This is a genomic window from Kitasatospora sp. NPDC091276 (assembly GCF_040684355.1).
In the GTDB taxonomy this organism is placed as follows: domain Bacteria; phylum Actinomycetota; class Actinomycetes; order Streptomycetales; family Streptomycetaceae; genus Kitasatospora.
In genome coordinates, this window is the sequence record NZ_JBFBFU010000021.1 from 102,256 (window position 1) to 125,348 (window position 23,093).

Consider the following 23,093-nt stretch of genomic DNA (forward strand, 5'->3'; position numbering starts at 1 on the left):
TCACCGCTCGGAGCGTCCCGCGTCGGCGGGCGCGAGCGGCCCCGGCCGCGGCTCGTCCACCGCCGTCTCCACGTTGTCCCGGTAGTACCAGGAGCTCAGGGCGGCCCGCAGCCGTGCGCGCCGCGAGGCGCCCTCGCCCGGCGCCGGCAGGGGAAGCGGGGCGTCGCGCAGGGCCAGCGTGTAGCGCAGGCCGGCGGGGAGCGGCCGGTGCTCGCCGTGGAAGGCGCCCTCGACGGCCTCGTGCACGAACCCGGTCTCGTCGCCCTCCGTCACCCGTTCGAGGTCCCGCTCCTGCAAGGCCAGGCACAGGCGCCGGGTGATCCAGAAGGCCGCCACCGGCCCGACGAACAGGCCCACCCGCAGGAACCGGTTCAGGCCCTCCACCGGCACGTCCAGTGCCCGGGCGACGACGTCCTGGCCGCCGGCGACCAGCAGGACGACGTAGAAGCACGTCCCGGCGACACCCAGCGCCGTCCGGGTCTGCCGGTTGCGGGGGCGGTCGCACAGGTGCTGCTCGCCGCTGCCCGGGGTGATCCAGCGCTCGAAGAACGGATAGCCGTACAGGGCGGCGAAGAACAGCAGCGGGAACAGCACGGCCGGGATCAGCGGGTTCCAGGCGACGGTGTGGCCCCACAGCCGCGTCTCGGCCCCGGGCATCAGCTGCAGCGCGCCCTCGATGAACCCCATGTACCAGTCCGGCTGCGCGTCGGTGGAGTCCTGGTCGGGGCGGTAGGGCCCGTACAGCCAGATCGGGTTCACCTGGGCGAGGGCGGCGGCCAGCGCCAGCACCCCGAAGACCATCGCCATCAGGCCCGCCGTCTGGACGCTGAAGTGCGGGAAGAGGGGCTTCCCGACGACGTTGCGGTCGGTGCGTCCGGGCCCGGCCCACTGGGTGTGCTTGAGGTGGAAGACCAGGATCAGGTGCGCGGTGATCAGGCCGAGCAGGAGACCGGGCAGCAGCAGGATGTGCGCGCTGTACAGGCGGGGGATGATGTCGTGCCCGGGAAGCTCCCCGCCGAAGAGGAAGAAGCTCAGGTAGGTGCCGACCAGCGGGACCGACAGGATGAAGCCCTGGGCCGTGCGCAGGCCGGTGCCGGAGAGCAGGTCGTCGGGCAGCGAGTAGCCCGCGAAACCCTCCAGCAGGGCGAGCTGGAACAGCGTCAGTCCCACCAGCCAGTTGACCTCCCTGGGGCGGCGGAACGCGCCGGTGAGGAAGATGCGCAGCAGGTGCGCGCAGATCGCGGCGGTGAACACCAGCGCCGCCCAGTGGTGGATCTGGCGGATCAGCAGGCCGCCGCGCACGTCGAAACTGATCGACAGCGTCGAGGCGTACGCCTGGGACATCCGCACCCCGCGAAGCGGCGGGTACGTTCCGGCGTACACGATCTCGGCCATGGACGGTGTGAAGAACAACGTCAGGAAGACGCCGGTCAACAGCAGCAGCACGAAGGTGTAGAGCGCCAACTCGCCGAGCAGGAAGGACCAGTGGTCGGGAAAGACCTTCCGGAGCAGGCCCTTGGCCCCGTCGAACAGCGGCAGCCGCCGGTCCAGCGCGACCGCCGTGTTCCGGGCGGCCCGCTCCGCCCGCCGCCCGGCCCGCGCCCTCCACCTCGACAGCCGCACGCCGCTCCTCCCGTCCGCTCCGATCGTGTGTCCCGATAGCCATATCCCGTGGCGGCGGGACGGCCGGACGGGGCTCGCCCACCGCCCCGGGCTTCACCCGGACGGCCCCGGTTCGATGGCCGTCCGCCCTCTCAGGCCCCGGTGTCAGGCCGCTGAACTGCGGAATCCCCCCGGGCCCCGGCCTGGACGCGGCGGGTCGGCCCACGAACGGCGGGCGTGAACGGACCCCCGCGCTCCGGTCGAGACGTTCACGAAATGATGGCTGCGGGTAGTCGAATGGGTGCGAAAGGTCACCAGGTGGGGGGGTGTTGCAGGGAGCGACGATGCCGGAACACGAGCAGTTCGGCGTGCGGGCCGAAACGGACGGGCCGGCGAGCCGGACCGGAAGAGTCCCGCCCCAGTCGAGTCCGGAGGAGGCCCCCGGGGCCGCCCCCGCCCCCGGGGAAGGTCGAGTTCCGGGGGAAGGCCGAGCTCCCGGGGAGGGCCGAGCTCCCGGCCGGCCGGCGCCGCCCGGGGCGGCGAGCGGATCCGCCGATGCCGACGGCACGGCGGCCTGGCCGGACCTGATGCTGCCGCTGCTGCGCACCCCGACCACCGACCGCCCGCTGGTGACCGGCGAACCCGGCGCGGACGACCCGGGGCCGGCCGCGGTGGCCGCCGTCCTGGACCTCGCGCTGCTGGTGGGCGAGCTGATGCTGGCCTGCGGCGAGGCCGCTGAGGACGTCGAGGCCGCCATGCTCGCCGTCGCGCAGGCCTACCGGGCCCAGCCCTGCGACCCCCAGGTCACGTTCACCCGGGTGGCGATCTCGTACCAGCCGGGCCCCTCGGAGCCACCCGTGACGGTCGAGCGGTCCGTGCGCCACCCGGCCGGGGACTACGCGCGGCTGGCCGTGCTCTTCCGGCTGGTCACCGAGATCACGACCGGCGGACTCGTCGTCGACGACGCCCACCACCGGCTGAGGGCCGTGCGTCGGCACTGCCGCCGCTACCCCGCCTGGCTCCTGGTCCTGTCCTCCGGCCTGCTGGCCGGTGCCGCGACGCTGCTGGTCGGCGGCCGGGCCGACGCCCGGGCCTGGCTGGTGTTCGTCAGCGCCGTCGCCGCGGCACTGGCCGGCGACCGGCTCGCGGCGCTGGTCGGACGCCACGACCTCCCGGAGTTCTACCGGATCGCGACGGCCGCGACCCCGGCGGCGGCGATCGGCATCCTGCTGTCCTTCAACGGGCTGAACCTGGGCGGATCGGTGGTGATCACCGGAGGGCTGTACACGCTCCTGCCCGGATGGCCCATGGTGGCGGCGGCGCAGGACGGCCTCGCGGGTTTCTACCTCACCGCGGCCGCACGCCTGATGGAAACGCTGTACATGATGGCCGGAGTGGTGGTCGGGGTGATGACCGTGCTCTACATCGGCGTCAACAACGGCGCCGACCTGGCGGCCCGGCCCGTCCCGGTCGCGGCGTCGAACCCGCCGCTCCAACTGGTGGCGGCGCTCCTGCTCACCCTGACCTTCGCGGTGCTGCTCAACACCGAGCCGGGCACGCTGCCGGCCGTCCTGCTCAACAGCGGGGTCGGCTGGACGACGTACGGCGTGCTGGTCAACGCCGGCGGCGAGCCCATCATGGCCACCGGCCTCGCCGCCGGGCTGGTGGGCCTGTCCGGCCAGCTCATGGCCCGCTACCGGGGAAGCTCCTCGCTGCCGTACGTCACCGCGGCACTGGGGCCGCTGCTGCCCGGCTCGTTGCTGTACTTCGGGCTGCTCGCCTTCGTCCGGGGCGAGCCCGAGATCGGGCTCGTCGGCGTCGGGCGCGCCACGGCCACGGCGATGGCGGTGGCGATCGGCGTGAACCTGGGCCGCGAGGTCGCCCGGCTGTTCCTCCCCGCCCCGGGCGTGGTCCCGGCGCCCGGCCGCAGCGCCGGCCGCCACCGCCGTTGAGGGCCGGCCGCCTCTGCCGCTGAGGGCCGACCGCCACCGCCGCTGAGGACGGTGGGCGGCGCCGTGCGGCTGACGGCGCCGTGCGGCTGTCGGCGGCGGCACCCACGTGGTGCCGGGGCCGACAGCCGCACGAGCCGGTGAACGGGCGGTTCAGGGGATGGGGCGGGTGGTGCAGAAAATAGGACGAGTGGATCAGTAGTAGTGACGACGCCCGCCGACGGCGTGCCCGACGGAGCCCGCGATCCACAGGACGAGGCCGATGACGGCCAGGATGATGCCGATGGTCCACAGGATCGAGATCCCGGTGACGAAACCGACGATGAGCAGGATGACGCCGAGGACGATCACGAGGTCCTCCCATGTGGTGACGGGGACGGTTGTCAGGAGGGGCGGTCCGGCCGCTCGATGGTGATGCCGGAACCGTCCGGGGGTGGTGGAGCCGTCGTTTCTCCGGCCGCGCCCATGATCCGCGTGTACCGCTCTGCGGGCCGGGCAAACCATCCCGCCCGCGGCGGAATGGGTTCGGTTCCCTCCCCGGGCACACCCGGCCCTTCACCGAGCGGTCGCCGCCGTCGGCGGTGGCGGGTCAGGACCGGATCCGGTCGAGGACGGCGTCGATGTCGAGGTGGTCGGATTCGGTGCCGGCCGGTACCAGGGTGAAGGAGTCGAGGAGGAAGGCCGTCACGGCGTCCGCGGGGATGCTGATCACGGCCCGGCCGTTCTCGGCGCACAGGGTGACCAGGACCCGGCCGGCCCGCCCGGGCGCGACCGTCACGTCCCCGTGGCCGGCGGGGGCGTGGCGGCCCTCGTTCAGCAGGTCACGCGCGAAGACCCACTGCGCCTCCCCGCCGCCCCCGAGGGGCGGGAAGACCAGGCACACCGCGTACGGCAGCGAGGTGTCGAAGCGCAGTTGCGCCTCGACGGTCACATCGGGGAACGGGCCTTCGGGCAGCGTGACGGCGGTGGACCAGGAGGTGACGACGGTCATGCGACGGACTCCGTTTCTGGCAGTGGCGCCGGGTTGCCCGCAGCGGCACCGAGTGCCGGCGGCGGCAGCGCTCGGCTACCCGCCCCGGGCCGATTCATGGCCCTGATCCCGGAAACCCGCGTGCGCGACGTGTTCGATCGTATGCGGACCGCTCCCGCGCGGTTCCCGGCGCGAGGCGGGTGGTTTCCGTCCGGCGAGAAGGGGCAGCCGCCGCGTGGTCCCACTGCCCGGCCGGTCGTTCGTCCTCGTCCCGGATGCCCCGGCGCCTCGGAGCACCGTCCTCCGGAATCCGAGAACGGCCCGTCGAGGCCGAACCGCCGGGTGGAGGGCCCGCCAGCACCGCGGGGGCCGGCCGACGGCTCCCCCGACCCGGAAGGAACTCAGCGATGGGTATCGTCATCAGCAGCCCGCTGCCGGACAGCGAACGCAAGACGACCGGGGAGGCCCTCCAAGGCACCCTGGTCGACCTGCTGGACCTGTCCCTGGTGGCGAAGCAGACGCACTGGAACCTCTACGGGCCCCGGTTCCGCTCCGTCCACCTCCAGCTCGACGACGTGGTCGCCACCGCGCGCGACTACGCCGACCAGGTGGCCGAGCGTGCCGCCGCGATCGGGGTCAGCCCGGACGGGCGGGCCGCCACGATCGCCGCCACCAGCAACCTGCCCGACTTCCCCGAGGGCTGGACGGCCGACGTGACGGCCGTCCAGAACCTGGTGAAGGCCTTCGCCGCCGTGATCGAACGGATGCGGGTGCGCATCGACGAGACCGGCCCGGCGGATCCCGTCAGTCAGGACCTCCTGATCGGACTCACGGCCGAGTTGGAGAAGCACAGCTGGATGTTCCAGGCCGAGAACCAGCACTGACGGGGCCCTGCCGACCGCGACGTGCGGGGCCGGGATCGGGGCGGGGGCGGGTCCCGGCCCCCTGCGTGCGCGGTGAGGTCAGTTGGGCGGTCCGGCCGTCAGTGCTTCTCGTCCCGGGCCTCGCGGGACTGCGTACGGCGGGACCGCGTACGGGCTGAGGACCTGTGGCGGCGCACGCGCCAGACGACGAGGGCGATGACGACCACCGCGGCGAGCAGGGCGGCGACGACGCCGCCGACGGTGCCCTCGATCTTGGTGTAGGCGGCCCCGGCGAAGTAGCCGAGGAGGGTGAACCCGACGCCCCAGGCCAGGCCCCCGAGGGCGTTGAAGAGGAGGAAACGGCGGTACGGCATGCGGGAGACGCCGGCCAGCGTGGGCACCACGGGGCGGAAGAAGGCGACGAAGCGGCCGAAGAAGACGGCCGCCGGCCCCCGTCGGCGGATCAGGTCACGGGCCTTGTCGACCTGCTCCTCATGACGCCGCAGCATGCGCGTGTCGAGGACCGCCGGGCCGATGTGGCGGCCGATCTCGTAGGCGACGGAGTCCCCCAGGACGGCCGCGCAGACCACGGCGAGGACCAGCCAGCCGATGGACACCCTGCCCTGGTGGGCGAGGAAACCGCCGAGGACGGCGGCGCTCTCACCGGGGATGAGGAAGCTGAAGAAGAGGGCGTCCTCGGCGAAGACGAGGGCGGCGACGACCGCGTACACGATCGGGCCGGACAGGCCGTCCAGCCAGTCGGTGATCGAGTGCATCAGCCACCCCGTTCGGGATCTCCCGCCCCTTCTGCCGCCCCCTGCGCCTCAATGTAACGGCGGGCGGTCCCGCACGCAGTGCTCCTCGGCGGGCGGGCGGCCCTCCTCCGGCAGGCCGCGCTGCCGGCGGCGGCGTTAGCCTTCGCGCTTCCCGGGTAGCCGCTCCGCCGGACCACGACGGATGACCCCGCGAGGAGGACGCACCATGGACGGACGCGAGCAGGAGGCGCTGCTCGGGATCGAACGGGAGCTGCGCCGCGACCGCGTCCTGGAAGCACGGCTGCACAGGTTCGGCCTCGGACTGCGCAGCAGCGCCTGGGACATGATGCGCGGGGTACGGCCGGGCCCTGTTCTCGGGCTCGCTCTGCTATCGCTCGGCCTGCTCGCGGCCGGACTCCGGACGGCGGAGCCACCTGTCCTGTGGGCCTTCACGGGCTGCTGGGCGCTGACCCTCGCGGTCGCCTTCGCCGTGCTCTGCGCCTGCGCCGATGGCCGGGGGAGCGGCGGATGAGCGGCCTGCCAGGCCCGCCCGGTCTGCCCGGACCGCGCGGACCGCTGTCGGCGGCGGTGCTCGGGCTGGTGACCGCCGGCCCGCCCGGCGCCGGACGGCTGCTCGCGCCACCGGGCCCGCTCCACGACCCCTGGGGAGAGGACCACCAGCTCGCGCTGCACCTGTGCTACGAGCTCCACGACCGGGGCCTGCCGGGCGTCCACCCCGGCTGGGAGTGGGAGCCGGAACTGCTCGCCCTGCGACGGGAGCTGGAGCGATCGTTCCTGGCGAGGGTGCGCGCCGAGACGGAACCCGTACCGGCGTTGCCCGAGGTGCTGGAGCAACTGCTCACGCAGCCGCCCGAGGATACCGGGCCCTCGCACTTCCTGCTGGCCGAGGGCGAGCGCCACCACGCCCGGGAGTACCTGGTGCACCGGTCCGTCTACCACCTCAAGGAGGCCGATCCGCAACTGTGGGTCCTGCCGAGGATCCACGGGCCGGCCCAGGCGGTGCTGATGGCGATCGCCTACGACGAGTACGGCGCCGGACGCCCGGAGCGGGCGCACTGCCTGCTGTTCGCCCGGATGATGACCGCCTTCGGCCTCGACCCCGAGTACGGCCACTACCTGGACGTCGTCCCCGCGCCCATGCTGGCGACGGTCAACCTGATGACGCTGTTCGGCCTGCACCGCGTGCTGCGCGGCGCCGCCATCGGGCAGTTCGCCGCCATCGAGATCACCTCCTCGCCCGGCTCGGCCCGCCTGGCCGCCGCGCTGGAACGCCTGGGTGGCGGCCAGGACGGCACGCTGTTCTACCGCGAACACATCGAGGCCGACGCCGTCCACGAGCAACTGGTGCGCCGCGGGGTCATCGAGGAACTGCTCGCCGCCGAACCGGAGTCGGCGCCGGACATCGCCTTCGGCATCGCCGCCGCCGGGACGGCCGACCGCCGCTTCGCCGACCACCTGCTCGGCTGCTGGCGCGCCGGACGGACCTCCCTGCGCTCACCCCTCGCCGACTCCTCCTCCTGAGCCGTGCCGTGCTCCTGAGCCGTGCCGTGCTCCTGAGCCTTCTTGTGCTCCCGAGCCTTGCGGCGGGCGGCCGTGCCGCCGGTGGCTGGTGTCGCAGAACGGATACGTCCGGCTGCGCCGGCAGGCGCACAGGGCCACCACCGGGCGCTCGGAGACCCGCCGGGTGCCGTCCGGCAGGACCACCTCCACCGGGCCCTCGACCAGCAGGGGACCGCCCGGCACGACGACCACCCGGGTGACGTCCCGGTCAGCGTTCGCGGACACCGCGCACCACCGCCAGCTCCTCCTCGCGCTCGCCCGGCCCGATCAGCCCGAGTCGTTCGAACAGGGCGGCGCGGGCCGTCAGCACCGGCCCGAAGGGCTGCCGCTGCCGCGCCGCCACGCTCGTGCGCAGCCCGGCCGCGCGCAGGAGCGCCAGAGTTTCCGGGACGTCCGCGAGCGCGGACTGCACGATCAGCAGCACGCCGCCGGCGGCCAGCACGCGGGGAGTCGTCCGGCAGATCCGGTCCAGGACCAGCCGCCCGTCCGGGCCGGCGTCCCAGGCCAGGGCCGCGCCGCGGCCAGGAGACTCCTTGCCGGGGTCGGTGGGGAGGTACGGGGGATTGGCGGTCACCAGGTCGAAGCGGCCACCGGAGAGCGGGGCCAGCAGGTCGCCCCGGTGCAGCCGGATCCGGCGGTGGTGCAGGCGGGTGTTGCACCAGGCGGCCGCGACGGCGCGGGCGGACAGGTCGACCGCCGTGACCCGTGCCCCGCTGCTCGCGGCCGCGAGCGCGACGGCGCCCGTCCCCGTGCACAGGTCGAGCACCCGGCTGGAGCCGTCCAGCGCCTCCCGGCGCACACAGGCGGCCAGCAGTTCGGTGTCCCCCTGCGGCGGATAGACCCCCGGTGGTCGCAGCAGCAGCATGCCGGGCGGCTTCCCGCACCGGCGCCGTTCACACCTGCCGGACCTGCACACCTGCCGGACCTGCACACCTGCCGGGCCCGCACACCTCCGCGCACACCCTCGACGAGGTGGCCCCGCCGGCTACGACCTGCTGCTCGTCCCGGGCGCCACCATCACCGCGGACACCCTCCGGCTCCGCCAGGCGGCCGTCCACACCGTGCTCGCCTTCACCGTCGCTGGACGTCCCGTCGCCTTCACCGTCGCCGGACGTCCCGTCGCCGCCATCTGCCACGGGCCGTGGCTGCCGGCCGAGGCGGGTGTCGCGTACGGCGAGCGGCTCACCTCCTCCCCCTCCGTGCGCACCGACCTCGCCAACGCCGGTGCCACCGGGACGGACGAACCCCTGGTCACGGACGATGCCGACGGCTGGCGGCTGGTGACCTCGCGCAACCCCGACGACCTCGAACACTTCCTGCGGGGCGTCGACGCCGCGCTGCGCACACGGTCCGAAGCGGTCGGCTCGCGCTGAGGAGGCGACCGGCCGTCGGCCGCCGCCCGCGCGCTCGACGCGGTGGGTGTGGTGCTCAGCGCGCGGCGGTTTCCGCCGGGTGGGCGTCGTCCTCGTGGTGGTCCTGGGCGGCCGCTCCGGTGGCGTCGGGTGCGGGGCCCTGTCTGGCGGCCTGGCACGTGCTGCAGGTGAGCCAGTGCGCTGGAGGTTGGTGGGCGTAGCGGTGCGGGGCGAGGGTCATCCCGTCGGTGTCCAGGCCGCACAGGGTGCGGCGGCCGCAGGTGCCCGAGGCTTCCGCGGGGGCGGCGTGCACGCGGCGCACCGGGCTCTCCGGGTCCGCCGGGGTGTGGTCGGGGCCGAGGAGCCGCACGTTGGTCGGCATGTCTAGCTCAAGTACGACGACGATGTCCATCTTCTCAACGTCGCTGCTGGGCCGGTCCGCCGCACCCGCTCGGTGGCATCCGGACCAGCCCGGGCCACCTCCGGCGGACGGGTCCCGACCCTGCTTCCAACGGCCTTGGCGACGCGTGGTGAGGCCTGGCACCCCGGTGCCCCCGTGGGCGCCCCGACCGGCGTGGCGGCGGTCGGCGTCGTCGCGTTCGTCCGCGGGGCCACATCCTTCGGGACGTCCGCGGCGGCCGGACCGATGGCAGGTACGGGATGACGGCAGGTACGGGATGACGGCGCGGGCCGGGGGAGTGACGCTGGTGGGGTGGACGGCAGCGACGCGGTACGCGCGGAAGGCTCCCGGCGGCCCGTGCCGGACGGTGCGGGGCGCGGTCGGCAGCCGGCGCCGACGGTGGGGGTGGAGGAGGAGTACTTCCTCGTGGACGCCGCCACCCGCGCCGCGGTGCCCGCCGGGCCGGGGCTGGCCGCCCGCGCCGCCGGCGTGCTGGGGGAGCTGGTGTCCGGGGAGTTCACGGACCTCCAGATGGAGGTGCGGACACCGCCGTGCAGCACGATGGACGACCTGTCCGCCGAGCTGACGCGACTGCGCCGCGAACTGGCCGCGTGCGCGACGGCCGAGAACCTGAAGGTCTGTCCCAGCGCGACACCCGTGATCGGCGGCGACGTGGCGCCGGTGGGCGATCACCCCCGGTACCGCGACGGGGTGAAACTGTTCCGGACGATGATGGATGACTTCGCCGTCTGCGCCCTGCACGTCCACGTGTTCCTGCCCGACCGGGAGGTGGCGGCCCTGGTCGGCAACCATCTGCGGCCATGGCTGCCGCTGCTGGTCGAGATGAGCGCCAACTCGCCCTTCCACGCCGGACGGGACACCGCGTACGCGAGCTGGCGGTCAGTGCTGCGCCTGCGGTTCCCCGGTCTCGGGCCGCCGCCGAGGGTCGAATCCTTCGACGACTACCGGCGCTTCGCCACCGCCATGGCGGACGTCGGCGGAATGTCCTTCGCCGAGCTGCCGTTCTGGGACACCCGCCCGCACCCGAACCTGCCGACCCTGGAAGTACGGTGCATGGACGTTCCGGCCGAGGCGGTCGACTCCGTGGCCCTGGCGGCCGTCGTCCGGGGACTGGTGGTGACCTCCGCCCGTTTGGCGGAGCAGGGCGACCAGGGCCCCCGGCTGAGCGGTGAGCTGCTGCGCGGCGCCTACTGGTACGCCACCCGCGACGGCTGGCCGGGGCGGGGGGCGGACGCCCTGACCGGACGGATGCTGCCCGCCCCGGAACGCGCACGGCGGCTGCTGGAGCACATCGGTGCCGCATTGGAGGACCTGGGGGACCTGGAACGGGTCACCGCCTTCGTCGACCGGCTCGCCACCCGGGGCAGCGGCGCCCACCGCCAACGCGCCGCACACCGCGCCGGAGGCCTGCCGGCGGTGGTGGACGACCTGGCGAGCTGCATGATCCCCCCGGACGCCGCCCCGCCGCAGTCACCCGCCTGGCGGACCCCACTGCGGCGCGGCCGCGACGGGCGTGCCAGCTTGGAGGGAGCCGGCAGGGAGCGGCCGGGGGACGGAACCGCGCCGACGGCCGCCCGCGAACCCCTTGGGAAGCCGATGCACGCCACCCCGAACCCGAACGGCCGCACCCCCGAACGGGGCGGCCTGGTGCGCCGCGACGGCTACGCCCGCCTGAGCGCCGCCGACCTCGGCGTCGACCCCGAGGCACTGGCGGAGGACTTCGCCCGGCTCGCCGACGCCTACCGGGACCTGCCCCCGGACCCGTACGCGCGGGAGACCAACCGGTTCCGCCGTTACTCGCACGCCGTCTACCTGCCCTGGACCGGCGCGCTGTCCTACATCCCCGGTGCCCCCGACGGCGAGTTCGGCACCGTCACCGAGTACTGGCAGGACGAGCACAACCCCGAGTACCCCCGGCTGCGCCGCCGGCTGCCCGACATCCCGCCCTCTCTGCACGGCAACCGGCTGCTCGACGCCCTCGTCCGCGCCGACCTCGACCACGCCCTGTGGCTGGAGGACCTGCACCGCGTGCCCGTCTACGTCGGCATCCACCTGATCGCGCTCGGCGTGCAGGACCGGGGCCAGGTCGCGGTGTCCTCGCCGAACTGCCTTCACCAGGACGGCGGTTCACCGGCCACGTTCACCTTCGCCCACCTCGTCGGCCGCCGGAACATCGAGGGGGGCGAGAACGTCATCGCCACCCCGGAGAGCGCCGGCCGACAACCCGACGCGCTGCCCGCCGACGCCATCCACACCCGCTTCGTCCTGACCGAACCGCTGGACGGGTACGGCGTCCACGACCGGCGCGTCAGCCACTACGTCGGCCCGGTCCGCCTCGGCGACGACGGGGGCGACGGCCGCCGCGACATCCTCATCGTCGGCATCGCGCCGTACGCGCCCGGACTGTGAGCGCCGTACGCGGGCACTGCGGGCACTGCGGTCACTGCGGTCACTGCGTGCGCAGGGCGCGCTCGCACTCCTGGCACCGCTGGTCGGCGAGCGTGGGCGGGTACCAGGGCTCGCCGGGCCGGAGCGGCCGGTAGTGGGTGTGTTCCATCGGGCCGGTCTCCAGCCCGCACAGCGTGTACGGCTGCGGGTCCTCGGGCACGTCGGGATCGGCCCCGGCGGCGTGCACCGCGATCACGGCGGGCTCGGCACCTTCCGCATCTTCCGCACTTTCCACACCAGTGGCCGCGATGGCATCGATGGCCCCGTCGGGCTCCAGCTCGAAGAGCACGATGATCGATGCCATGCACCGAGCCTCGGCCATCTCCGGCGGACCCACATCCGGGGGTGGGCCTTTCGAGGCGAGCACCCTTGCCCCGTTTCGGCCCGGCCCCGCCTGGAAGAGCGGTGGGACCGACGACCGCATGGATCGCGCCCGTCGGGGCCTGCTGCCATGCTCGGGTGATCACACCTCGTGCACGGAAGGAGTCCGTCGATGATCGTGCCGCCCGCGCTGGAACGGTGTCCGGGCGGGCTGCGGTGAGGGGCTGGGTGGTCGGGGCCGTCGGCGAACCGGGCAAACCGTGCAAACCGGGCGAGCCGGGGCGGTTGCTGGTGGTGCTCGTCGACGGTCGGCGGCTGGTGACGCGTGAGCTGTCCGGGCAGGAGCGGGCGGAGCTCGGATCGCCCGTCGCCGGACGGCTGCGAAAGCCGCATCCGGGCGCGCGGTCGATGGTGCGCTGGCTGCGCCCGGTGCTGGCCGTCGTCGTCGAGCTGGAAGCCGGACAGGTGCGCCGCATCGCCTTGCCCGCAACGGGCGACTGAGTGGTCCGCCGCCACCCGGTCCCGGCGCTGCGCACCGCGCTCCGAGCCGGATCCGGACCCGCCGGCGCCACCTCGGCGGCCGTCGTGGGGTTCACCCGATTGCCCAGCGTCCGTCCGGCCGGCCCCGGGACGGACCGGGCGCCCGGGGGCGGGCCGCGTCCGGGCGACGTAGGTTGCGGGCATGACCAGTGACGAGACGACGATCCCGGCGGTAGGGGTGCGCCTACTGGACGAGGTGTTCGACGCGATCGAGGCGGCCAACGGCCGCCCGCAGCCGTGGACCGGTTTCGACCACGGGATCCTGGGGGCCTACCGATGGGCCGCCGGCGCCCAGGTCGCGGCGCCCCTCACCGCTGCCGCCGCGCTCGGCGCCACCGGGCCGTGCCGGGCGCAGCTCCTGGCCGAGTGCCAGGCCGCCGCCGTCCGTCTGCGCGACGTCTCGGCCTTGGCCTCGGCCTCGGGTGAGGGCGACGGCGCGGACGAGGGCGCGAACGCCGCGAACGCCGCGTACGCCCTGGGCGCCTACCAAGCGCTGGCCTGGCTCTGCGGCCACCACGAAGACCGCCCCTGACCCGGCGGCCCGAAGGGCCGGCACCTGACCTGCGGGCCTGCCGACCTGCCCGCATCGAGCACCCGCGCACCCGCGCATCCGTGCATCCGTGCATCCGCGCACAGGGAGACGACACCGTGCTGAAGGACGACAAGTCGCCCGGCGGGGGCAGGGACGAGACGCCCCAGGAACGGGCCGACCGGCTCTGGAGCGAGATGCTCCAGGAGGTGCGGGTGTGCCAGACCGGCGCGCAGATCCTCTTCGGCTTCCTCATCAGCGTGGCCTTCACCCCGCGCTTCGCCGGCCTGCCCGACTTCGACAAGGACCTCTACGTCGCCACCGTCATCCTCGGTGCCCTCTCCACCGGCACGCTCGTCGCCCCCGTGGCCTTCCACCGCCTCCTCGCCGGCCGCGGCATGAAACCCGAACTCATCCACGTCGCCGGCCACCTCATCGCCACCGGCCTCGTCACCCTGGCCCTGACCATCGCCGCCGCCCTGCTGCTCCTGCTGCGCACCGCCACCGGCAACCCGGTCGCCGCCTGGGTCCTCAGCGCAGCCGTCCTGCTCTGGTTCACCACCACCTGGCTCGTCCTGCCCCAGATCGTGCTGCGGCGCACGGCCGCCCGCCGGACGGCTCCTTAGCGCCGGGGTCCTGCACGGGTCCGGATCCCGTCGTGGCGTCGTGGCCGGAGCGGCGCCAGGAACGGCAGGGCCCGCCGACCGGATCTCCGAGGCCGTGCGAACGCGTCGCGACCGGCGTTCGGGGTAGACGCCGGGGCAACCCCGAGGAGGAGCGGCCAGGCCCGCCGGTTCGAGCAGGAAGCAACCACCGGGCCCGCGAGGCCGCCCCCAGAGCGCACCGGATCTGCCGACTGACCTGATGAGAAGGGCTACGCCATGAGCACGCACGACACGGGCACCACCCCCGCGGAGCACGACGCCTCGCGGGACGGCGACGACACCGTACGGGAGCGGTCCGCGGAGGAACGGAACATCGTGGCGCCCACCCCGAAGGACGTCCGCGCCAAGGCCGACGAGCCCGACGACGCCGACGACGCGCCCACCCCACCCGCAGCCGACACCCAGGCCCCCTGACCGGCGACACCCCCGCCACCCCCCGGCCCCCTGGCCGCCCGCACCCCGCCCGGGCGCTCGCACTCTACTCACCCGATGGACGGCGCAGCAGGGGCTTCGGCCCCTTCCACGTGCGGAAACCCGGCGAGCCGCTGTCACCCGATTCGCCGAAGTCGCCAAGACCCACGTTGGGTAGTTCGTGATCCCGTACGCTGCTTGCTCACCGGGTGGGGCTGGCATGAGGGGGCGTGGGGATGGCCGGTGGAGAGCGTGGGCGCAGGGCCGCGATCGTCCGGTACTGGCGGGCTGTGGAGTTGTTCAGTCCGCAGAAGGTCGACCGGGTGGATCCGTCGAAGGACGTCTATCCGGTCTGGGAGGGCCGACCGCTGCCGTGGGAGCCGGGCCACCGGCTCCGCCGGCGCTCGCCGGGCCGCGGGCGATCCTGGCAGCACACGGTGTACGCGGGCGTGTTCGAGCTCGCCGCACTGCGCGACACGCTGCTCGGCGTGTTCGGCACCGACGGCCCCACCGAGGACTTCGACGGCCGCTTGGGCGGCCAGAGCGCGGTGCTCTGTTTCTCGGTCAACGACCAGGGGCTGCTGCTCAAGGACAGCGTGACGATCTCGTCGTGCGCGTGGGCGGTGGGCCGGGCCCTGCGCCCGGGGCCGGCGGACCCGGCCTGGCTCGACGGCTTCGAGAAGGACTCCGAGCTGTGCGTCTCCACTCTCCTGGAGCTGGGCGACGGCCGGCTCCCGGTGGTGGAACAGCGGCGAGGAGCGGGCGGCGCGTCCTCCGGACCCGGATCGGCGCTCGGTGCGATCGCGGGTGTGGCGGTCGATGTCGTGCTCGGCGCGGCCGTCGGCGGGATCGCCTCGACGGTGGGCACCGTGGCGGGCGCCGCGCTGGGCTCGATCACCCAGGCGGTCGCCGAGACGCTGACCGGATCGGCGGCGACCTCGCTCGCGGACCGGGTCAGCAGCCGGGTGAGCGATCACGTGACCCAGCGGGTGGAGGGAGTCCTCGATGGTGGCTTGCACCCCGCGGGCGGTGCCGATTCCGACGCTCTGCATTCCGGGGATGACGCGGACGCGGCGGATGAGCCCGAGGAGCCGGACCTGACGAGTGATCTCCCCGTTCCGTTGGGCCTGAAACCGCTTGAGGTCAGGGACCTCGCGGCCGTCACCCGCTGGGTCGCCGAGCAGCTCGGGATCGCGGAGGCGCTGCGGCCGGACGCCGTGCGGGTGAAGAGCTACACCGTCCGGGAGTCGCAGAGCGAGGAGAGCGACCAGTCCGACTTCCTCAACAGTTTCATCGCCGCGGACCTGGAACAGGTGATTGCGGCGCTCGCGGAAGGTAGGTCGGGACGGGCGCTGGAGGAGTATCTCCGGCCCACCGCAACTCTGGACTCCGGCCGCCGGACCGACGTGCGGCAACAGCCGCAGATCCTGCTGGACGGTGTCCGTCCGACAGCCGCCCCGCTCGGTCGGTGGCCCGGTAGGAGTGACCAACCCCTGGTCCTCAGCCAGCAGTTCGCGGTGAACAGCGCGTTGGCGGAGCTGGGTGGCGCCGGGGGCAGCGGCCTTTACGCGGTCAACGGGCCGCCCGGCACGGGCAAGACCACCATGCTCCGCGACCTGATCGCCGCCCTGGTGGTGCAACGTGCGGAGCGGCTGGCAGCGTTGGTCTCTCCAGCGGACGCGTTCGGCAAGGTCCACACCTGGAGTTCCGGCCAGTGGAACCGGAGGCTTCACGGGCTGCGGGAGGAGCTGACGGGCTACGAGATCGTCATCGCGTCCGCCAACAACGGCGCGGTCGAGAACGTGACGACCGAGATCCCGTCCGCAGCCGCGGTAGCCGAGGAGTGGCTCGAGGAGGCCGACTACCTCTCAGCGCAGGGCAGGCTGCTGCTGGGCGGCGCGGACGCGTGGGGCGCGGTCGCGGCACCTCTCGGCAATCGCGCCAACCGCTCCCAGTTCGTCAGCCGCCTCTGGTGGGGCAGGGAGATGCAGGAGACGGCCGACCCGCGACGCCCCGGGCAGAGCCGCCGACAAGCCGTGGCCACCGGCCAGGGTCTGCGTGATCTCCTGGTCCGGCAGACGGAGTCGGACCGTGACGCCCGACCTGGCCCGGATCGGAACCCGCTCGGCGACAGCCCCGTGTCCGGTGCCCCCTGCGCACCGGACGCGCCGGCCACCGCTGCGCTGGGCGAGCCCTGGCCGCTGGCGGTGCGCCGCTTCACCCAGGCGCGCCAGGCCGTCCAGGAGCTGGCCGCGTCCAGGGAGGCCGCGGCCGCCGCACGCGACAGCAGGGAGCTCCTGGCGCGACAGCTACGGGGTGCCGAAGCCGCTGTGGCAGCGGCCCGGGCGAACAAGGCCCCGGCCGAGCGCGCACTGGCCGACGTGCACGCCGCGGCGCAGAGCGCGACTGAACGGCTGGCGGCCACGCAGCAGACCGAGCACCAGGTGTCCACGACGTTGGCCGAGGCTCAGTGCACCGTGGAGCTGCGCCGGGGAGTGTGCCAGTCGCGGCTCGATGACCTGCGCTCGTACGATGCGCGGCAGCGTCCTCGCCGGCTACGCGCTTGGCTCTCCTCAGATGCGGAGGAGAGGTGGCTGCGTGGGCGGGAACCGCTGGTGAGTGCTCTGGCCCAGGCCGAAACAGCATGGGAGGCATCGGAGACCGCACTCGGCCGACTCGGCGAGCTCCTTGCCGACGCACGAGTCGCCAGCACGGAGGCCGCTGCCGCCGAGGCTGCGGCACAGCGCTCGTGCGCGAGCCGACTGGACGGCCTGCGCCGCGCGGAACAGGCCGTCACCGCTGCCGAGCAGGCAGCCGCCACGGCTCGGACCACCGCCGACATCGCCGCCCGCAAGGTCTCCGATGCGACGCGACGGTGGCGCGCACACGTGCCGGCCGAGGACTGGGCCGCACTCCCCGGAGACCCGCAGGCCGATGGCCGGCGGGAGATGTCCGCCCCCTGGATGGACGAGGAGTTCAGCGCCGCCCGCACCCGTGTGTTCCTCGCCGCGCTGGATCTGCACAGGGCCTTCCTCGCGGCGGAGGCGAAGCGCCTGCTCACCAGCTTGCAGGCGGTGATGGAGGTGGTGGGTGGCGACGCCCCGAAGGACCTACCGCCGGAAACCGTCCGGGCCGCCTGGCAACTGTTGTTCCTGGTCGTGCCGGTGGTGTCGACGACCTTCGCCTCGCTGGACCGCCTCTTCGCGGGCCTGGGCTCCGAGGACCTGGGCTGGCTGTTCATCGACGAGGCGGGGCAGGCCACCCCACAGCAGGCGGTTGGTGCACTCTGGCGGGCCCGCCGGGCGGTCGTCGTCGGCGACCCGTTGCAGCTCGAACCTGTCGTGACGGTGCCGTGGACGGCACAGCAGCGGCTTCGCACCCACTACGGAGTGGCGCAGGAGTGGGCGCCCGGTCGTACCTCGGTCCAGCGGGTCGCCGACCGCCTCGCCCGGTGCGGCACCTGGCTCCCGGCCGAACTCCCGGACGGCGGAACGGAGGTGTGGGTGGGGTCACCGCTTCGGGTGCACCGTCGCTGCGACAATCCGATGTTCGAGATCAGCAACCGCATCGCCTACGACGGGTTGATGGTGTTCGGCACGGGTGAGCGAGCGCCCTATCCGATCGCCGACCGCAGCGTCTGGCTGGACGTCGTCGGGGGCGAGTCCGACGGCAAGTGGGTGGCTCAGCAGGGGCTCGTGCTGGGCAGGGTGCTGGATCTCCTCGGGGAGCGGCTGCGCGCGCAGATCGAGCAGGAGGAGTCGGAGTCCGCGCTACGAGAGGGCCGGCAGCCGGTGGACCCCAGCACCGCGTCGGCCGCCGAGGTGCGCGAGCGACTCGGCAAGTCCGTGTTCGTGGTGAGCCCGTTCCGTGAGGTGGTCGCCGAGGCGCGTCGGACGGCCGGAACCCGGCTTCCCGCCAAGCGGGTCGGCACGGTGCACACCACCCAGGGCAAGGAGGCGGACGTGGTCATCCTGCTGCTGGGTACCGTGGCGTCCCAGAGCGGAGCCCGCGACTGGGCGGCTGCCAGCCCCAACCTCCTCAACGTCGCAGTGAGCAGGGCCCGGCGACGACTGCTTGTCATCGGCGACCGGGGACTGTGGGGCCGGCACCGTCACTTCGATGTCCTTGCCGACCACAGGGGATTGGCCCAATTCGACGTGTCCGGGTGGCTGAACGGCTGACCCTCTGTTCGCTCCAGCGGAAGGAGTAAGGCTGGTTGACGCTCCAGGCCTCGGCGAAGGAGTCGATCACGCACACGACCGACGGTTCGACCTGTCTCCAGCGCCGCAGGTGCTGGAACCAGTCGGTCCAGGTGAAGCCGGCTGACGGGTTCCGTCGGCTCGCCTACGGGTGATCAACGACAGGGGAGGCGTGACCGCCTTCGTCAGGTGCTGGTGCGGCCGTTGATGTGTGCGGCGACCAGTTCGCTCAGGGGGTGCAGAGACTCGGGAACCAGCAACGGCAGCAACGGGATCGCCTGCGTCCAACTCCCGTCGGCGAGCAGTTCCCGGAGGAGGTCCCGGGCTGCAGCCCTGTCTGCGTCGCTGCGGTCGGGGCGGCCTCCCGCATGAGCGAGCGCGAGGCAGAGCTGAACAGTGCTGTCCTCGGACTCCTCGACGGACAGGACTGCGGGCGCCCCCGCCAGGACGTGGGCGGCAGCAGCCAGCGCAACGGCACGCGCCGTCGGTGTCGATGCTGCGTTCGCGATGCGCAGGGCATTGGCGGCATCGCCGTCCAGGGAGCTGAGCAGGGCGAGTTCAGCGTGGGAAGCCCGTTCGGGTCGCAGGGAGCGCAGCCACTCTTCCAGCTCACCGGCGGCGCGTCCCGGTGCGGGCACGCAGTCGAGCCGCCGCAGCAGGGCCAGGAGCGTCGTCTCCTCCCGGTCCCAGGTCTGTCGAGGCCTGTTCGTGAACTCTGCGGCGAGCCGGATCGCTTCGCTGAGCTCCGGATCCGGTCGCGTCGGATCGGGGCGTGCGAGCAGCAGTTCTGCCAGCGCCGGAAGTTGGCTGACCGGGCGGCCAGCGCCGATGCGCCGTTGTACCAGTTGGACCGCTGGCCCGATCAGTTCAGCGGCACGTTTCGGATCATGCCGTGCCAGGCCGGCGGCGACGAGAACCAGCGTGCGTCGAGTCCTCCTGCCTCGTACGGAAGAAGAAGCCTTGGCGTCTGCCGACTCCTCCATACGGGCCACCGCCACCGCCGCTTCCGCGTCCCCTGTATGGGCCAGGGCCTGCGCGACGGCTCCTCGCACGGCGAAGTGCGGTGTGGGAGGGACAAGCCGGGCGGCCTCGTGGGCGTACGCAACCGCCTCCGGTGAGCGACCGCCGAGTGAGCACCCCATGGACAGCGCGGCCAAGTGTCGAGCGCGGTCGCCTGGTTCCGTCGAGCAGCTGATCAGCTGTTCGGCCTGTCCGAACTCACCGGTCATACCGAGCGCCCGGACCAACTCCTCGGCCGAGCCGGTGCTCAGAGCGATCGGCGCGTCGGGGAGCGAGGAGCGGACGGCGGCCTCCAGCTGTTCACGTCCGAGCTCGAGGTTGCCGCCGTGCACCAGCTGCTCCGCGTACTGGAGCCGGGTGACCGGACCGACGAGGGGCTCGGGGTTCCCGAGCGCCGGGCTTCGGCCCGGGACGGTGGACGGTGAGGGTTCTTCGTCCGTCTGGACATGAGGCCGTGCACTTCGGGTCGGGGGAGCCTGGGCGGGGTTCCATCTGGCTTTCCGTTCCTTCGTCAGGGCCTTCGCGCTCGCGTCCACCTCCCTCCGGTGGGCCCGTCGCTGCTCCTCCTTCGCCGCGAGATGGGCGGCGTGCTCTGCTGCCACCTGTTCGTCGACTGCTGAGAGAAAGGCCTCCGCCCGCTCCAGTTGGTCGTCGCCGAGAACGCCTGTGCGAACTCCCCGGCTGAGGGCAGTCATCAGCAGCTTGGCGTCCAGGTGAGGTTTGAGGCCGGTGCCGGCCGCGGTCTCGGCGCGGACCATACGGTCCATCGTGCCGGAGAACTCGCGTGCCCGGTGGGCCCGGTCGGCTGGGGAGTCCAGCCTGACCAGGGCGGTGTGCAGATGGTCCCGCGCGATCTTGAGCACGTCCCAGGCCTTCGACCGGCGGCCCATGGTCGCCAAGGCCTGGGCCGCGAGTGCGAGAGTGTCCACCACGATCAGGCCGTCGGACATATCGATGGCCTTGCAGAGGCGTTCGATGCGGTCCAGGTTCGCGATGTTGCGGGAGCTGGAGGCGCGGGCGATGGTCGCCCAGATGTCCACGGCCATGGCCTGGGCCCGAGGATCGACCTCGCTCAGCTCCTCCGCGTGCTCCTCCAGGGCTTCCACGAAGCGCTCGGGGCCGTCAGCGGAGAGGAGGACCGCTCCTTCGACGAGTGCGTCCATGGCAGCCGCGTCGCTGAGCACCACGGCCCGGAACAGTGCCTTTGCCTCATCCCTCATGCCGAGTGTGTCCAACGCGCCCGCTGCCTCGGCCACTTCCGCACAAGCGTCCTCGAAGAAGCCACCGGCGCGCGGAGTGAACCGGCCCGAGCGGACCAAGCAGTCGGCCGCCTCGCGCGCGATTGCGGTGGCATCGGGGTGCGAGGCGCGTGCCGCTTCGACGGCAACCTCGGCCAACCGGGCGGCCCGCAGAACGAGTTCCGGCTCCGAGCGGGCCACGGTGCAGGCGCGGACGACGCTCCCCGACTGCACGAGGAGCACGGGTGCCCGAGGCGGGACCGGTCCGACCCGGCGCTGCACGAGGTCCAGTGCCGCGGCCAGCCGGACGGCGGTCTCGGCCTCCTGCCGTTCAGGATCCGATACCTCGACCGCCTTGAACTCGGATTTGAGAAGACGTAGTTGGTCGAGCATGACCTGAGGGCCCAGTGCGTCCGCGACCCGCAGCTGGCGCAGTGGGTCGAGCAGGAGCCGTCCGCGCTCACCCGCCGTGTCCAGCAGCTGCGGATACTCGGTCAGCAGATACGTCGGAGAGCCCTCGGGCCAGCCGGCCTCGCGCCAGCGCGCCGCCCAGGCGTGAAGCCGACGGGTGCAGCGCTCGACGGTGGCCTGGTCCCACTCCCGCCGGATGGCGTGCGGCATGCCGGCGTGGCTCAGCAGGTGGACCTCGGCCGATTCCCCGTTCGAGACGATGCAGCGCTGCTCCCTGCTGTGCAGCAGGCCGTTCACGTCCTCGACGGAGGCCCCGGTCAGTTCCGCGAGGTCGGCTGCTCGCAGGCCGCCCCCGCTGTCCGTGACGGCGAGCAGGTCGGTGACGGCCCGGCCCAGGTCGGTTGTGCGCAGCCGCTCCAGGTCCGCGAAGCACGCCTGTTCGACATCGTAGCTCCGGTCGCCCGCGGTGAGTGGGCGAAGGCACTCGCGCTCGCGCAGCGGATGCCCTTCGGGGACGTCGACGGGCAGCGGCCCGCTCCGCCGGCTGGAAACGATGACGCGGACGTTCGCCGCAGGAGCGGCCGGGAGAAGTGCGGCGATGCTCGCCACCCCGGTCCCACCGGGCGCCCCAGCCGTCGGCCAGGCGCGGTCCTCGTCCAAGCCGTCGACCACAAGGAGGAGTTGCCGCTTCTGCTTTCGGCTTCGACCCGCGGCCTTGGTGAGCAGGCGCAGGAACTCCGCCTCGGCGGACGTCTTCCTCCGGGGCTCGGGCACCTGGAGTTGTCGGCGCAGTTCGGTCATGAATTCGGTACGGGTGTTCGTCCCGTGCTTCTCGGACAGGACACAGAGCAGGAGGTCGGCGTCCTGCGGCGGCTGCCTCGCGTAGTCGGTGAGCAGCGCCGTCTTTCCTACGGGAAGCTGTGCGTGCCACCACAGGTACGAGGCCGCCTGCGGAGCCCGATCACGGACGAAGGCATTCATCGCGGCGCGCTCGCGCTTCCTGCCGCGCTTCTCCGAGTCGGCTCTCCATTCGCGCCGGCCCCTGGCCGTCTCTCCTTGCGCGGCATGGAGAGCGACTTCCCATTCCTCGCGCGGATGGAGGCGTTGGCTGTCCTGGCCCTCCAATTGTTCGACCAGGTTCCAGAACAGGTCCGTTGCGTGAGGAGCGGACTCGCCGCAGCACCAGTGCCGGAGGGTCGATTCCCGTAGCGCGCCGTTCGAGACGAGTCGTGCAGCACCTCGGCGACTCATGCCGCGAGCCTTGATCAACTCCTGCAGCATCACCCCGAGGTTCCTGCGTGCCGTCCCGGGCGCCGTACTTCTGACCATTTCTGCTCCCACGCTGGTGAATAAAGGGCTCCTGACCAGCGGATATCCCGCCCGGATGTGGAGGCGCACCGGGGCGCCGTCAGAAGCTCGGCTCATCGACCGCGGGCCGCAGGCCTCCGACAGAAGGATCTCCCCATGACTGTGCTTTCCATGCTGACCCAGGATGCAACTGCGGCTGCCGTGCTGGCCGCAGGAGCCGGCCTGCTGTACGGGGTCGTCCTCGCGATCGTGGCCCTCGCCTCGGTCCTGGCCCGGACCCCGGACCGCCGCCGTGATGCCCGTTCCACTCTGACGATCCTCTCCAGGCGCCGCCAGTCCAGGTGAGCGGGCGCCCGCGGTGCTCCAGCCTGGCTTTCGGATCCTGCCCCGTTCGAGCGGGGCGGGACCCGGAACGGGGCGTTGCGACCTTCGTTCATCGAGCGGGCCGGGCAGCCGAGCGAATCGGCGGCGCTTCAGTCTACGGCGCGCCGTCTGTTCCTTGCTCGTGGC

Annotated in this window: 21 protein-coding genes; 12 read left to right on the forward strand and 9 right to left on the reverse strand. The window is 73.1% G+C overall.

Translation table 11 applies throughout. The features are described 5' to 3' along the window. Positions 1 to 1,623, reverse strand: coding sequence for a ubiquinol-cytochrome c reductase cytochrome b subunit (locus tag AB0O19_RS25575; protein WP_363622671.1), 1,623 nt, complete (start codon positions 1,621 to 1,623; stop codon positions 1 to 3). A 566-nt stretch (positions 1,624 to 2,189) separates the two neighbouring features. Here AB0O19_RS25575 and AB0O19_RS25580 point away from each other — a divergent pair. Next, entirely contained in the window at positions 2,190 to 3,554 is a 1,365-nt protein-coding gene (locus tag AB0O19_RS25580; protein ID WP_363622673.1) for a threonine/serine exporter family protein, read from the forward strand. A gap of 192 nt (positions 3,555 to 3,746) precedes the next feature. Here the strand turns inward: AB0O19_RS25580 and AB0O19_RS25585 are convergent, their stop codons facing one another. Further along, on the reverse strand, positions 3,747 to 3,902 hold the full coding sequence (locus AB0O19_RS25585) for a DUF6131 family protein (RefSeq protein WP_363584371.1): 156 nt from the start codon (positions 3,900 to 3,902) through the stop codon (positions 3,747 to 3,749). 238 nt (positions 3,903 to 4,140) lie between these two features. Then, complete coding sequence (locus AB0O19_RS25590; RefSeq protein WP_363622675.1) at positions 4,141 to 4,542, reverse strand: SsgA family sporulation/cell division regulator; 402 nt, start codon at positions 4,540 to 4,542, stop codon at positions 4,141 to 4,143. 386 nt (positions 4,543 to 4,928) lie between these two features. Here AB0O19_RS25590 and AB0O19_RS25595 point away from each other — a divergent pair, with 386 nt between their 5' ends. Continuing rightward, positions 4,929 to 5,405 (forward strand): DNA starvation/stationary phase protection protein, encoded by a 477-nt coding sequence (locus AB0O19_RS25595; protein ID WP_363584375.1) that lies wholly within the window; start codon positions 4,929 to 4,931, stop codon positions 5,403 to 5,405. A 98-nt stretch (positions 5,406 to 5,503) separates the two neighbouring features. Here the strand turns inward: AB0O19_RS25595 and AB0O19_RS25600 are convergent, their stop codons facing one another. Further along, on the reverse strand, positions 5,504 to 6,160 hold the full coding sequence (locus AB0O19_RS25600) for a DedA family protein (RefSeq protein WP_363622677.1): 657 nt from the start codon (positions 6,158 to 6,160) through the stop codon (positions 5,504 to 5,506). 205 nt (positions 6,161 to 6,365) lie between these two features. Here AB0O19_RS25600 and AB0O19_RS25605 point away from each other — a divergent pair, with 205 nt between their 5' ends. Together AB0O19_RS25605 and AB0O19_RS25610 are read left to right on the forward strand one after the other, a co-directional pair. Continuing rightward, a complete protein-coding gene (locus AB0O19_RS25605) occupies positions 6,366 to 6,671 on the forward strand; it encodes a hypothetical protein (protein ID WP_363622679.1) in 306 nt (101 codons plus the stop codon). Then, positions 6,668 to 7,681, forward strand: a complete 1,014-nt coding sequence (locus AB0O19_RS25610) for an iron-containing redox enzyme family protein (RefSeq protein WP_363622681.1) — start codon at positions 6,668 to 6,670, stop codon at positions 7,679 to 7,681. Before AB0O19_RS25605 ends, AB0O19_RS25610 begins: the two co-directional genes overlap by 4 nt. Here AB0O19_RS25610 and AB0O19_RS25615 read toward each other — a convergent pair. Continuing rightward, a complete protein-coding gene (locus tag AB0O19_RS25615; RefSeq protein WP_363622683.1) occupies positions 7,655 to 7,945 on the reverse strand; it encodes a CDGSH iron-sulfur domain-containing protein in 291 nt (96 codons plus the stop codon). The two genes, AB0O19_RS25610 and AB0O19_RS25615, sit on opposite strands and share 27 nt — an antisense overlap. Continuing rightward, positions 7,929 to 8,585, reverse strand: coding sequence for a HemK2/MTQ2 family protein methyltransferase (locus AB0O19_RS25620; RefSeq protein ID WP_363622685.1), 657 nt, complete (start codon positions 8,583 to 8,585; stop codon positions 7,929 to 7,931). The genes AB0O19_RS25615 and AB0O19_RS25620 overlap by 17 nt, the downstream gene beginning before the upstream one ends. Here AB0O19_RS25620 and AB0O19_RS25625 point away from each other — a divergent pair. Further along, complete coding sequence (locus tag AB0O19_RS25625; protein WP_363622687.1) at positions 8,584 to 9,093, forward strand: DJ-1/PfpI family protein; 510 nt, start codon at positions 8,584 to 8,586, stop codon at positions 9,091 to 9,093. The genes AB0O19_RS25620 and AB0O19_RS25625 overlap by 2 nt on opposite strands. 55 nt (positions 9,094 to 9,148) lie before the next feature. Here the strand turns inward: AB0O19_RS25625 and AB0O19_RS25630 are convergent, their stop codons facing one another. After that, positions 9,149 to 9,484, reverse strand: coding sequence for a hypothetical protein (locus AB0O19_RS25630; protein WP_363622689.1), 336 nt, complete (start codon positions 9,482 to 9,484; stop codon positions 9,149 to 9,151). A 300-nt stretch (positions 9,485 to 9,784) separates the two neighbouring features. Between AB0O19_RS25630 and AB0O19_RS25635 the strand changes: the two genes are divergently transcribed. After that, positions 9,785 to 11,902, forward strand: coding sequence for a YbdK family carboxylate-amine ligase (locus AB0O19_RS25635; protein ID WP_363622691.1), 2,118 nt, complete (start codon positions 9,785 to 9,787; stop codon positions 11,900 to 11,902). Positions 11,903 to 11,942: 40 nt separating this feature from the next. Here the strand turns inward: AB0O19_RS25635 and AB0O19_RS25640 are convergent, their stop codons facing one another. Next, positions 11,943 to 12,245: a hypothetical protein gene (locus AB0O19_RS25640; protein WP_363622693.1), complete on the reverse strand. Its 303-nt coding sequence runs from the start codon at positions 12,243 to 12,245 to the stop codon at positions 11,943 to 11,945. A 245-nt stretch (positions 12,246 to 12,490) separates the two neighbouring features. Between AB0O19_RS25640 and AB0O19_RS25645 the strand changes: the two genes are divergently transcribed. From AB0O19_RS25645 to AB0O19_RS25665, 5 genes are all read left to right on the forward strand, one after another. After that, positions 12,491 to 12,763, forward strand: a complete 273-nt coding sequence (locus tag AB0O19_RS25645) for a hypothetical protein (RefSeq protein WP_363622695.1) — start codon at positions 12,491 to 12,493, stop codon at positions 12,761 to 12,763. Between the two features lie 181 nt (positions 12,764 to 12,944). After that, a complete protein-coding gene (locus AB0O19_RS25650) occupies positions 12,945 to 13,334 on the forward strand; it encodes a hypothetical protein (protein WP_363622697.1) in 390 nt (129 codons plus the stop codon). Positions 13,335 to 13,450: 116 nt separating this feature from the next. After that, the gene (locus AB0O19_RS25655) at positions 13,451 to 13,957 is read left to right on the forward strand and encodes a DUF6328 family protein (RefSeq protein ID WP_363622699.1); all 507 of its coding nucleotides are present in this window, start codon (positions 13,451 to 13,453) and stop codon (positions 13,955 to 13,957) included. A gap of 255 nt (positions 13,958 to 14,212) precedes the next feature. Continuing rightward, on the forward strand, positions 14,213 to 14,410 hold the full coding sequence (locus AB0O19_RS25660; protein WP_363584400.1) for a hypothetical protein: 198 nt from the start codon (positions 14,213 to 14,215) through the stop codon (positions 14,408 to 14,410). 287 nt (positions 14,411 to 14,697) lie between these two features. Continuing rightward, positions 14,698 to 18,588: an ATP-binding protein gene (locus AB0O19_RS25665; RefSeq protein ID WP_363622701.1), complete on the forward strand. Its 3,891-nt coding sequence runs from the start codon at positions 14,698 to 14,700 to the stop codon at positions 18,586 to 18,588. Between the two features lie 203 nt (positions 18,589 to 18,791). Here the strand turns inward: AB0O19_RS25665 and AB0O19_RS25670 are convergent, their stop codons facing one another. Further along, positions 18,792 to 22,556, reverse strand: coding sequence for a hypothetical protein (locus tag AB0O19_RS25670; protein WP_363622702.1), 3,765 nt, complete (start codon positions 22,554 to 22,556; stop codon positions 18,792 to 18,794). 183 nt (positions 22,557 to 22,739) lie between these two features. Here AB0O19_RS25670 and AB0O19_RS25675 point away from each other — a divergent pair, with 183 nt between their 5' ends. Beyond that, positions 22,740 to 22,928, forward strand: a complete 189-nt coding sequence (locus AB0O19_RS25675; RefSeq protein ID WP_363622704.1) for a hypothetical protein — start codon at positions 22,740 to 22,742, stop codon at positions 22,926 to 22,928. Positions 22,929 to 23,093 lie beyond the last annotated feature (165 nt).

Bases quoted from the DNA above. Each gene is read 5' to 3' on its own strand.
- AB0O19_RS25670 (WP_363622702.1), bottom strand. From the start codon at position 22,556: ATGCTGCAGGAGTTGATCAAGGCTCGCGGCATGAGTCGCCGAGGTGCT.
- AB0O19_RS25580 (WP_363622673.1), top strand. From the start codon at position 2,190: ATGCTGCCGCTGCTGCGCACCCCGACCACCGACCGCCCGCTGGTGACC.
- AB0O19_RS25600 (WP_363622677.1), bottom strand. From the start codon at position 6,160: ATGCACTCGATCACCGACTGGCTGGACGGCCTGTCCGGCCCGATCGTG.
- AB0O19_RS25605 (WP_363622679.1), top strand. From the start codon at position 6,366: ATGGACGGACGCGAGCAGGAGGCGCTGCTCGGGATCGAACGGGAGCTG.
- AB0O19_RS25650 (WP_363622697.1), top strand. From the start codon at position 12,945: ATGACCAGTGACGAGACGACGATCCCGGCGGTAGGGGTGCGCCTACTG.
- AB0O19_RS25610 (WP_363622681.1), top strand. From the start codon at position 6,668: ATGAGCGGCCTGCCAGGCCCGCCCGGTCTGCCCGGACCGCGCGGACCG.
- AB0O19_RS25630 (WP_363622689.1), bottom strand. From the start codon at position 9,484: ATGGACATCGTCGTCGTACTTGAGCTAGACATGCCGACCAACGTGCGG.
- AB0O19_RS25595 (WP_363584375.1), top strand. From the start codon at position 4,929: ATGGGTATCGTCATCAGCAGCCCGCTGCCGGACAGCGAACGCAAGACG.
- AB0O19_RS25675 (WP_363622704.1), top strand. From the start codon at position 22,740: ATGACTGTGCTTTCCATGCTGACCCAGGATGCAACTGCGGCTGCCGTG.
- AB0O19_RS25620 (WP_363622685.1), bottom strand. From the start codon at position 8,585: ATGCTGCTGCTGCGACCACCGGGGGTCTATCCGCCGCAGGGGGACACC.
- AB0O19_RS25590 (WP_363622675.1), bottom strand. From the start codon at position 4,542: ATGACCGTCGTCACCTCCTGGTCCACCGCCGTCACGCTGCCCGAAGGC.
- AB0O19_RS25640 (WP_363622693.1), bottom strand. From the start codon at position 12,245: ATGGCATCGATCATCGTGCTCTTCGAGCTGGAGCCCGACGGGGCCATC.
- AB0O19_RS25625 (WP_363622687.1), top strand. From the start codon at position 8,584: ATGCCGGGCGGCTTCCCGCACCGGCGCCGTTCACACCTGCCGGACCTG.
- AB0O19_RS25660 (WP_363584400.1), top strand. From the start codon at position 14,213: ATGAGCACGCACGACACGGGCACCACCCCCGCGGAGCACGACGCCTCG.